The 10,494-nt window shown below is 71.2% G+C and carries 9 protein-coding genes and 1 pseudogene; 6 read left to right on the top strand and 4 right to left on the bottom strand.

Features of this window, described 5'->3' with window-relative positions; translation table 11 throughout:
• Positions 1 to 227, top strand: a pseudogene (locus ACFXA3_RS22425) (hypothetical protein); the annotation flags it as partial.
• A 29-nt stretch (positions 228 to 256) separates the two neighbouring features.
• Here ACFXA3_RS22425 and ACFXA3_RS22420 read toward each other — a convergent pair.
• Entirely contained in the window at positions 257 to 562 is a 306-nt protein-coding gene (locus tag ACFXA3_RS22420; RefSeq protein WP_385189234.1) for a 4a-hydroxytetrahydrobiopterin dehydratase, read from the bottom strand.
• A gap of 229 nt (positions 563 to 791) precedes the next feature.
• Here ACFXA3_RS22420 and ACFXA3_RS22415 point away from each other — a divergent pair, with 229 nt between their 5' ends.
• Positions 792 to 1,589 (top strand): helix-turn-helix domain-containing protein, encoded by a 798-nt coding sequence (locus tag ACFXA3_RS22415; RefSeq protein WP_385189233.1) that lies wholly within the window; start codon positions 792 to 794, stop codon positions 1,587 to 1,589.
• On the opposite strand, the gene ACFXA3_RS22410 is transcribed toward ACFXA3_RS22415, so the two are convergent.
• A complete protein-coding gene (locus tag ACFXA3_RS22410) occupies positions 1,575 to 1,997 on the bottom strand; it encodes a hypothetical protein (RefSeq protein ID WP_385189231.1) in 423 nt (140 codons plus the stop codon). The two genes, ACFXA3_RS22415 and ACFXA3_RS22410, sit on opposite strands and share 15 nt — an antisense overlap.
• 753 nt (positions 1,998 to 2,750) lie before the next feature.
• Here ACFXA3_RS22410 and ACFXA3_RS22405 point away from each other — a divergent pair.
• Positions 2,751 to 3,950, top strand: coding sequence for a PP2C family protein-serine/threonine phosphatase (locus ACFXA3_RS22405; RefSeq protein WP_385189229.1), 1,200 nt, complete (start codon positions 2,751 to 2,753; stop codon positions 3,948 to 3,950).
• Positions 3,951 to 4,180: 230 nt separating this feature from the next.
• Here the strand turns inward: ACFXA3_RS22405 and ACFXA3_RS22400 are convergent, their stop codons facing one another.
• Positions 4,181 to 5,674 carry a long-chain fatty acid--CoA ligase gene (locus ACFXA3_RS22400; protein WP_385189228.1) on the bottom strand — a complete coding sequence of 498 codons (1,494 nt, stop codon included), beginning with the start codon at positions 5,672 to 5,674 and terminating at the stop codon, positions 4,181 to 4,183.
• A gap of 24 nt (positions 5,675 to 5,698) precedes the next feature.
• The gene (locus ACFXA3_RS22395; protein WP_385189226.1) at positions 5,699 to 6,814 is read right to left on the bottom strand and encodes a TauD/TfdA family dioxygenase; all 1,116 of its coding nucleotides are present in this window, start codon (positions 6,812 to 6,814) and stop codon (positions 5,699 to 5,701) included.
• A 179-nt stretch (positions 6,815 to 6,993) separates the two neighbouring features.
• Here ACFXA3_RS22395 and ACFXA3_RS22390 point away from each other — a divergent pair, with 179 nt between their 5' ends.
• From ACFXA3_RS22390 to ACFXA3_RS22380, 3 genes are all read left to right on the top strand, one after another.
• Positions 6,994 to 8,019: an AraC family transcriptional regulator gene (locus ACFXA3_RS22390; protein WP_385189224.1), complete on the top strand. Its 1,026-nt coding sequence runs from the start codon at positions 6,994 to 6,996 to the stop codon at positions 8,017 to 8,019.
• Positions 8,020 to 8,336: 317 nt separating this feature from the next.
• A complete protein-coding gene (locus tag ACFXA3_RS22385) occupies positions 8,337 to 9,395 on the top strand; it encodes a 3-keto-5-aminohexanoate cleavage protein (protein ID WP_385189222.1) in 1,059 nt (352 codons plus the stop codon).
• A 67-nt stretch (positions 9,396 to 9,462) separates the two neighbouring features.
• Positions 9,463 to 10,437, top strand: coding sequence for a quinone oxidoreductase family protein (locus ACFXA3_RS22380; RefSeq protein ID WP_385189220.1), 975 nt, complete (start codon positions 9,463 to 9,465; stop codon positions 10,435 to 10,437).
• Positions 10,438 to 10,494: the final 57 nt, after the last annotated feature.

Genomic DNA, 10,494 nt, shown 5'->3' with positions numbered 1-10,494 from the left:
CGCCCCCGCCGGGCGCCCCCGGGGACCGGGGGGGGGGGCCCACCGGGTCCGGCGCGCCGGCGTGTACCGTCGAGGAGCACCTCGACGATCCCGGCGTGGTGTCCCTGATCGCCTGCATCAGCGGCCTGCCGCTGGAGGCGGACGGGGAGGGCCGGGCCCGCGTGTCCGAGGACACCGACTCCCCCGCCCAGTGGTGGCACCTGGACCCCGCCGGCCCGGACGCCTGACCCGGGTCGCCCGGGCCCGTCTTTCGGGATCAGCTCACGCCGTGGGCGGGGGCGAGGGCTTCGAGGCGTTCGGCGAGGGCGAAGTCGGCGCCCGTGACGGCGTCGCCCGCGCTGTGCGTGTTCACCGACACCCGGACCGTGTTGTAGCCGAGGGTCAGGTCGGAGTGGTGGTTGAGCTCGTCCTGGACCGAGGCGATGTGGGCGACGAGCGCGCTCGCCGCGAAGTGGGTGCCCAGCCGGTAGGTGCGGATGATCCGGTCGTCCTCGAAGGCCCAGCCGGGGAGTTCCCGCAACCGGTCCTCGATCTCCTTCTGCGAAAGCGGCTCGTCTGCCATCGGCATGCTCCTTCACCGTTCGGTCCGGACTCGTTCTGACGTGGGGTCAAGGTTCCCACAGCGCCCGCCCGCGGGAAGGTTTCACGCCATGGTGCGTGCGGGTTCTTCCGTGCCTTCCCGGTCCGCCGCGGCGGCCCTGCGCCCCTGCGCCGGGACGTGACATTGCCGCCGGTTACGTCCTCGACCTGGGCCGAGCGGCCGCGTGCGCACCCTCGGCTAACGTCGGGGCATGACCTCAACCCCGTCCGTCGGATCCCTGCTGCGCACCTGGCGGGAGCGGCGCGGCATCAGCCAGCTGGAACTGGCGGGCCGCGCCGACTCCTCGTCCCGGCACATCAGCTTCATCGAGAACGGCCGGTCACGGCCGAGCAAGGACATGGTCCTGCGGCTCGCGGACCGCCTCGACGTGCCCGTCCGCGACCGCAACGCGCTGCTGCTGGCGGCGGGTCACGCCCCGCACTACGCGCAGACCCCGCTGGACGACCCGTCGATGGGGACGCTGCGCCAGGGCCTGGAGCGGCTGCTGACCGGCTACGAGCCGTATCCGGCGCTGGTCGTGGACGCCACGTACGACGTCATCGCCGCCAACCGCGGCATCGCGATGCTGCTCGACGGCCTGCCCGCGCACCTGCTGGCCCCGCCGCTGAACGCCATGCGGATCACCCTGCACCCCGAGGGGCTGGCGCCGAGGATCCTCAACCTCGCGGAGTGGCGCGGGCACCTGCTGGCCCAGATGGAGCGGCAGATCGCCCTGTCGCGGTCCGCGCCGCTGCGCGCGCTGTACGAGGAGGTGGCCGGCTATCCGGTCGCCGCGCGGCCCGGGGACGCCGGACCCGAACCCGAGGAGGCCGTCCCGTCCATCGCGCTGCCGCTGGTGATCGAGCACGACGGGCACCTGCTCTCCTTCGTGTCCTCGATCGCGACCTTCAACACGCCGATGGACGTGACCGTCGCCGAGCTGGCCATCGAGACCCTGCTCCCGGCCGACCCGGCGACGGTGAAGTACCTGCGCTCACTGGGCCCCTGAGGCGGAGCGCAGCGCCAGCCGCTGGCACAGGGCGAACGCGGCGACGGTGAGCGCCTGGGCCGGGATCCAGACCAGGGCGGCGGTGGTGGGCGCGTCCCACAGGAACAGGGAGACCAGACTGAGGGCCGTCCAGGCGCAGTTGGCCCCGATGACGCACCTGACCGCGGTCACCGGCGGCTCGCGGCGGGCGGCGAGCAGGCCGACCCCGGCCCCGTAGAGGGTAAGGAACAGGCCGAGTTCGAGCAGCGTGGTGTGACCGGCGCCGAGCAGCCGGCCGAGGGGGGCGGAGAAGAGGGCGTACGCGAGGCCGTTCCCGGCGGTGACCACGGCGTCGAGGGCCAGGAAGCGGCGCAGCGCGGTCTGCGGGACGGTGGTGCGGGCGATGCTGCCGAGCAGGGTCGCGGACATGGCGGATCAGCCTCCGTGGTGGTCGGGGGTCCGGACGGCCGGGGCGCGGCCGGACGGGGCGGTCGCGGCCGAACGTGCCGGTGGGACGCCGGTGGGACGGGTTCCGAGGCCGAGTGCGCGGCCTCGGGACCCGATGCCCCCACTGTGCCGCCGGACCGTTCCGGGGTCGATTACCCCTGAGGTCATGCCCGTTGTCGCGGGGGCGGGCGTGCCAACCTTCTTTGACGCGGATCGCAAGAAAGGTGGGGATTCTCCTGTCCGGGCGGCGGGCCGAGGGCTACGCTTCATCCAGCCGAAGCTCTCGAACGTCCTGTCGACATACGGAGAACCTCACGGTGCCAGCCGCCGCCCGACCCGACCTGGCCTCCGCCTGGGCCCGCGTCGAGGCGTTGGCCCAGCGGGCCGGCCGGGACCCGGCCGAGGTGCTGTGCCCGGAGCGGCTGAGCCGGCTGTGCGGGGGGGGGGGCGCGCGCGGCCCCCCGGGCGGGGCCGGGGCGGGGGCCCCCGCGCCCCCGCGCCCGCGGGGGGCCCGGGGGGCCGGGGGGGGGCGGACCCCCGCGCGGCCCGCGGCCCCCCCCGGCGCCCCCCGCGCGCGCGCGCGCGCGCGCGGCCCCGCCCCCGCCCCCCCCCGGCAGTGCCGTTGAGGGCGGAGCACCGATGCCGTGTGGCATGCCCGGTGGCCGGGGAGCATCCTGGAGGCCAGGCCGCCCGTGCAGCCGGACGCCGGCCCGCCGCCTGGTTGGAGGCAACAGGATGACCGTCGGAGGCCGCGCGGACCCGGACCGCTCGGAGAGCTTCGGGGAGGAACTGCTCGGGGTGCTCCTGGACGGGGCGCACGAGCTGCCGCCCCATCTGGTCGGCCCGCTGGTTGCGGAGACGATGGCCCGCATGGGGGGACGTGACCCGCAGATCCTTCTTCAGGACTACGGACAGCAACAGCTGGTCCCCCTGCCCGCCGACGGCGGGGCCGCCGGTGATCCGCAGCCCATCGACCGGTCCGAAGCCGGCCGGTGCTTCCTGGAGTCACGCCCCGTCGAAGTCCTGACGCCCGACGGCGTACGGATCCACCTGCCCCTGCTGGACGGCGGCGACCAGGTGGGGGTGCTCGCGGTCACCCTGGACGGGGTCGACGACGACTCCCGCCGCCTCCTGCGCAGGATCGCGGGCCTGGCGGCCGACCTGCTGCAGACCAAGAACGGCTACACGGACCTCTTCTTCCGGACCCGCCGCGGCGAACCGATGAGCGTGGCTGCGGAAATCCAGTGGTCCCTGTTGCCCCCGCTGTCGATGGTGATGCCGCACGTCGCGGTCGCCGGAGTTCTGGAGCCCGCCTACGCCGTGGCGGGGGACAGCTTCGACTACGCCCTGAACGGCGACGTCCTGCACCTCGCCATGGTCGACGCCATGGGGCACGGCCTGGACGCGGCCACGATGGCCACGGTGGCCATCGGCGCGTACCGCCACGCCCGCCGGATCAGCATCGAGCTGTCCGAGATCTACCTGTTCATGGACCGGGCCGTCGCGGAGCAGTTCGACCCGGACCACTTCGTGACCGCCCAGATGATGCGCCTGGACACGGACACGGGGCGCCTCCAGTGGGTCAACGCGGGGCATCCCGCGCCCATGCTGATCCGCGCGCACCGCGTCATACGCCGTCTGGACAGCCCCACGACCCTCCCCGTCGGCTTCGGAGGGGACCAGCCCCAGGTCAGCGCGGTGGCGCTGGAGCCTGGCGACCGCGTCCTGTGCTTCACCGACGGTCTGATCGAAGAACACGAAAGCGGGCAGGAGCAGTTCGGTGAGAAGCAGCTGATCGACTGGGTGAACCAGCTGGAGCAGGCCGACCACGGTATCCGCACGGTGGCCCGGGACCTGTCCCACACCCTCAAGAGGGCACGCGGCGAGACCACCTCCGACGATGCGTCGCTCGTCCTGTTCGAATGGCGTGGATGACGGACTGCCGTGCCGCAACGTGCGGGTAGGGACGGTGAACGGCGGACAACGAGAGACAGGAAGAGGCAACCGGAACGAAGCCCGTCGCCGGTCGTTCCTGCAGTTCAGAGGCCCTGCGCAGGGCTGCACCGCTGGGTACGGGGGGCGCGCAGGCCCTGGTCGGCGCCGCCGCATGCGTGAGCGATGCGTGAGCGGACGTGTTGACACGGCCGGGTCCGGCCTACTTCTCCTCAGGACGGGCTGACGACGATTTCGCGCTTGAGGATCTTCCCCGTGGGGCCCTTGGGCAGTTCGGTCGTGAAGGTGACGATACGGGGGTACTTGTACGCTGCCAACCGCTCCTTGACGTAGTCGCGGATCTCCTCGGCCGTCACATCGGCGCCGCTGCGGAGGACGATCACCGCCGCGACCTCCTCGCCGTGCACCTTGTGCGGCACGCCGACGACCGCGGCCTCGGCGACGGCGCAATGCCCGTACAGGACTTCCTCGACCTCCCGCGGGTACACGTTGTACCCGCCGCGGATGATCACGTCCTTCTTGCGGTCGACGATGAAGTAGAACCCTTCCCCGTCGACGCGGGCCAGATCGCCGCTGAGGAACCACCCGTCGCGTACTGCCTCCGCGGTCGCCGTCGGGCGGTTGAAGTAGCCCTTCATCACGTTCTCGCCGCGGATCGCGATCTCGCCGACCTCGCCCGGGCCGACCTCGGAGCCGTCTTCGGCGACGAGCTTCATCTCGACTCCGCGGATCGGCATCCCGATGGAGCCGGCCTTGCGCGGGCGGTCCGGGTGGTTGAAGGAAGCGACGGGCGACGTCTCCGAGAGGCCATAGCCCTCCAGCACGGTGGCGCCGAAGCGCCGTTCGAATTCGTGCAGCACTTCGACGGGGATGGCGGCGCCTCCCGAGACGGCCAGCCGCATCGAAGAGGCGTCGTACCCCTCGGGGAGTTCGGTGTGCAGCAGCGCCGAGTACATCGCCGGGACGCCGAGGAAGATGGTGACGTCGTCTCGGTGCATGACCTCCAGCGCCTGCTGCGGATCGAACCGCGGCAGCAGGGTCAGCGTCGCCCCCGCGGCCACTGCCGCGTTGAGAGCACAGGTCTGCCCGAACGCGTGGAACAACGGCAGGCCGCCGAACAGGACGTCGTGGGGGCCGACGCGCAGCAGGGTCTCGGCGGTGGTGGCCGTGTTCGAGACCAGGTTGCGGTGCGTCAGCTCGGCTCCTTTGGGCGTGCCGGTGGTGCCCGAGGTGTAGAGGATGAGCGCGGGATCGTTCTCCTCCCGGTCGACCGTGCCGGACAGCGGCTCGGCGGCCGTGAGCAGTTCGTGGAATGCAGAGGCCTCCGTCACCAGGCACTCGACCCCCACCTCGGCAGCGGCCTTTGCGACCTCCTCTGCGAACAGCGGATACGTCACGGCGACTTGGGTCCCGCAGTCGCGCAGGATGTGGGCCACCTCACGGGCCTTGAGCAGAGGGTTCATCGGCACGACCACGCCCCCGGCCCGGAGGATCCCGTAATAGACGACGGGGAACAGCGGCACGTTGGGCAGTGCCATGGCGATGCGGTCGCCCGGCCGCAGGCCGCGTTCCTGCAGGACTGCGGCGAACCTGGCGCTCGCGTCGTCCAGTTCGGCGTAGGTGAGGGTGACATCGTCGTGGCGCACGGCGACCCGGTCGCGGCAGGCGGTCGCGGAGTTCACCAGGATCGCGGCAAGGTTGGTCATGTCTGCAGTCTCCTTCTGTTCGGCTCAACCGTCGCCACGGTGCGGGCGGCGGTCGCGGCTTTCGTGGCCGGGGCGGGTGGCGTGCAGGCTCCTGGGCCGGATGACGTCACGGGAGGCGATCTCGCGACGCATCGCCTTGGCGCGTGGACCGCGGACGGCGGCAGTACCCGGTGGATCCGTGTCGCGGTGCCGGGCCAGCCGCAGCGGCAGCAGGTGGCGTCCGCGTTCGGGATCGTCGAAGTCCTCGAACTCCGGCCGGGCGTGCATGACCGAGTGGTTGTCGACCAGCAGCAGGTCGCCTGCTTCCAGGTGGAGGTCGAGCCGGAGGCGGGGGGAGTCGGCCAGGCTGTCCACCAGGTCGTACAGTTCCGTGTCCGCCGGTTCCGGCCGGGGCACCCCGGTCAGGCTCCGCGCGGCCTCCAGCCTGTCCCGGTCGTAGCGCATGCTCAATGCCGCGCCGTACCTGGTCGCGAGCGGGGCGGCCAGGTACGGGCGCTCGCCTGGCGCATGCTGGTCACGCCGGTCGAAGAAGTGGTTCCGGTACAGGCGCTGCACGAGGTCCGGCCGGAGGTCCGCGAGTGCGTTGTGGACGGCGGCGGAGCTGACGAGGGACGTGACTGCGTCCGAGCACGCCGGCCGGAGGCAGAGCAGACCGAGCAGATCCGACTCGTCGGTGTGGAACGGCACCCTCGCCCGCGTCCGGTAGCCGGTCGCCGTGGCGCCGGGCGCCGTACCTCCGGTGTCCCTCACGTGACGGAGAGCGTGGCCGTGCGGGTCCTGAGGGACGGGCCATCCCAGGTACTGGCCGATGGCCCGGAGTACCGCGCCGGCGTCCGCCTCGCTGAGCTCACGGACCGGGACGCCCTTGATCAGGACCCATCCCCGTCCGGATGCCAAGTCCTCGGCGGCACGCTCCAGCTCGCCGGCGAGCGCAGGAAGCGGGAAGTCGGCGGCGGCCGCCCTCGGCAGCGTGGTACCGCGTGGGCGGGCTGTGGTCAGCGCCGTCCTCAGTTCGGTGGTCTGCCGGGACGAGAGCCGCAGGACCCACTCGTCGCGGTCCGCCAGATCCGGGCCGTGCCAGACGGCCGGACCGGTGAAGGGCCCGCGCAGCCTGTCCCTGATGTCGATGACATTGGACATGTCCGCCTCCGTTTCATGACGAGCCGGTCCGGTCTGCCGGACCGGCCCGCAGGCGTGCGTGCCCGATCGCCGATCGCCGGGTTCCGCGTTGAGGGGATGCTAGGGCGCGCGGCGTCCCCGTGCTTGACGTGAGGAGACAGGAAACTTAACTTCTGGGGACCAACATCGGGAGCGTCCGCATGAGGCCTCTTGTCCGTACGGCAGCACTGAGCGGCTATGTCGAGCTGAGCCGTTCTGTCGGCATCGACCCGCACGCGCTGATGAAGCGCGAGGGTCTGGACACCGCCGACCTCGCCGTCCAGGATCGGTGGATCTCCGGCCCGGCCGTGGTTCGCCTCCTGGAACTCTCCGCAGCCGCCTCGCGCCACGACGACTTCGGTCTGCGCATGGCCGAATTGCGGCGCTTCTCCAATCTCGGCCCCATCAGCCTGGTCGTCCGGGAGGAGCCCGACGTACGCAGCGCGCTGGGACTGCTGCTGCGTCACGAGCACATGTACAACGAGCTCCTGCACGCCCGCCTGTCCGAACGGAACGGCCTGGCCACCATCAAGGTGGACCTCCGGCTCGGCGAGACGGCCCAGCCGGTCCGGCAGGCCATGGAACTGGCCGTGGGTGCCTTCACCCGCATTCTGCGAGGTTTCCTCGACACGCGGTGGCAACCGGTCTCGGTGTGGTTCGCACACAGTGCTCCGGCGGACGCCGGCAGGCACCGCAGCCTGTTCGGCCCCGGGCTGGAGTTCGACCGCGAGTTCAACGGCATCGTCTTCTACGCCGACGACCTCGACGCGCCCAACGCCATGGCGGATCCGCAACTGCGGAATTACGCCCGGCAGTACTTCGACGCGATCGCAGTTCCCAGAGACACCTCGGTGGTGGACCGGGTGCGCGAGCTCATCGAAGCCCTGCTGTCCACCGGCCGATGCTCGATCGAGCAGGTCGCTCGCAGCCTCGGGGTCGACCGGCGCACGGTCCACCGTCACCTGGCTCACTCGGGAGAGACGTTCTCCTCGCTGCTCAACGTCACACGGATGCGGCTCGCGGAGCAGTTCGTGGCCAACCCCCGCCGCTCGCTGACGGAGATCTCCGATGTCCTGGGCTTCTCGTCACTGAGCGCATTCTCCCGCTGGTTCCGGGAGCAGTTCGGGTGCAGCCCGAGGGAATGGCGCAAGGAGCAGGTCGGGCAGCAGGAGCCCCGCCAGGGCTGACAGCCGCAGCGCGACGCCCGGGCGGCGTCCCGGCATCCGGCCGGGCTGTCCCCAAATGGCAAGTCACCTGTCACCACGGGCCAAGCAGCAGTGGTCACCCGGCTCTACCGTGGCTGCACCGCTCAAGGCGGCTGCTGCCGGAGGTGAGCCGGGCCGTTCCCCTACGGCGCGCTCGCCTCCGGACCAGCCGATCGCAGTCGGGCCGGTGCGCCCGACGTCATCCCTCACCCGCCCCGGGCCCTGCCGCCGAGAGCCTCCGACAGCACAGGCCTCGCCGGTCACGGCGGGTGATCCTCCGTACGCGAAGGAGAAAAGCCATGCACTTCCACGACGACTCGCTCCTCCCCGAGAACCAGGAGAAGCTGGTCATCCAGGCCGCCCCTTACGGGCCGGAGTGGCTGCCCGGCGACGCCGACGACCTGCCCCTGACCATGGACGAGCACGTGCAGGCGGCCGTCGACTGCCACAACGCCGGCGCCACGGTGCTCCACATCCACGTGCGCGAGCTCGACGGCAAGGGCTCCAAGCGGATGTCCATGTTCAACGAGCTGCTCGGCCGGCTGCGCGAGGCCGTGCCGGACATGGTCCTCCAGATCGGCGGGTCGATCTCCTTCGCCCCCGAGGGCGAGGGAGGCGACGCCAAGTGGCTGGCCTACGACACCCGCCACCTGCTGGCCGACCTGACCCCCGCACCGGACCAGGTGACCATCGCGATCAACACCAGCCAGATGAACATCGTCGAGATCATGACCGACGACGACCTCGAGGGCACCTCGATCGCGAAGCCGGACTACTACCGGGCCTACCGTGACATGGTCGTCGAGGCCGGCCCCGACTTCTACCTGGAGCACCTCAAGCGCCTGCAGGGGAACGGCATCCAGCCGCACTTCCAGCTCGCCACCCTCGCCCAGCTCGAGACCGTGGAGCGGCTCATCCGCGCCGGCATCCACACGGGCCCCCTGATCCTCAACTACGTCGCGATCGGCGGCGGTTTCGCCGGACGGCACCCCGCCGACCTCATCGAGTTCGTCCGCCGCGTTCCGGACGGCGCCGTCCTCACCATCGAGAGCTCCATGCGCGCCGTGGCACCGATGAACGCGATCGCCATCGCTCTCGGCGTGCACGTCCGGGTGGGCAACGAGGACAACCTGTGGCGACGCAGGGGCGAGCGGATGTCCTCCGTCGAGCAAGTCGAGCAGATGGTCCAGATCGCGAACGCCCTCGGGCGCGACATCGCGACCGGTGCGGAAGCCAGGAAGATCTACAAGATCGGCGAGTACTACGCCGACACCGACGAGACCCTCGCCCGTCTCGGCATGGTCCCGAACCGCCGGCCGGGGCAGCGCGGCTTCATGCTGCGTGACGGTGCGCATTGATCTGGTCACCCGAGCCCGTACAGAAGCCCGCACGCAAGCCCGTACACGAGAAAAATCGGAGCAACCCGTGGCACATGCCGTCCGCTTCCATGAAACCGGTGGCCCCGACGTCCTGACGTGGGAGAAGGTCAACGTCGGCGACCCGGGCCCGGGCGAGGTGCGCATCCGGCACGTTGCCGTCGGCCTCAACTTCGCCGACACGTACTTCCGTTCCGGCCTCTATCCGGTCCGGCTGCCCGACGGAATCGGCGTCGAGGCCTCCGGTGTGGTCGAGGCCGTCGGGGAGGGCGTCACCCACGTCGCCGAAGGCGAACGTGTCACCTACACCGGCAGCCCGCTCGGGGCGTACAGCACGGAGCGGGTCATGCCCGCCTCGCACCTGATCAAGCTGCCGGACGAGATCGGCTGCGAGACCGCGGCCGCGATGACCATGCGCGGTCTCACCTCGGCGTACCTGCTCCGCCGGATCCATCCGCTGAAGGCCGGCGACAGCGTGCTGCTCCACGCTGCGGCGGGCGGCGTCGGCCTGATCGTTGCGCAGTGGGCCAAGCTGCTCGGCATCACCGTGATCGGAACGGTCTCCAGCGAGGAGAAGGCGGAGCTCGCCCGGACGCACGGCTGCGAGCACGTCATCAACCACCGGCGCGAGGACGTGGCCGAGCGGGTGCGCCGGCTCACCGACGGCGCCGGAGTGCCGGTCGTCCTCGACGGCGTCGGCAAGGACACCTTTGCCGGCTCGCTGGCCTCGCTGAAGCGCCGCGGCCTGCTGGTGTGCTTCGGTACGGCCTCCGGTCCGGTACCACCGATCAACGCCATGCAACTCGCCATGAGCGGCTCGCTGTTCGTGACCCGGCCTGCGCTGGCCGACTACATCGCCGACCCTGCGGAGCGCGACGCCCTGGCCGGCGAGCTGTTCGGCCACGTCTCTTCCGGTCGCATCAAGATCGAGATCAACCAGCGCTACTCCCTCGAGGACGCGGCACAGGCGCATCGCGATCTGGAGGCCGGACGAACCACGGGATCCTCCGTCTTCACCTTCTGAGTCCTCCGAGCCCTCCGAGTCCCGTGCGCACACGTTCCGAGGGCGACCACCGAGCAC

The sequence above is a fragment of the Streptomyces sp. NPDC059456 genome (assembly GCF_042750055.1).
Lineage (GTDB): Bacteria > Actinomycetota > Actinomycetes > Streptomycetales > Streptomycetaceae > Streptomyces.
Note: the sequence above shows the minus strand (reverse complement) of the source record. Positions and strands in the feature narration are given on the sequence as shown.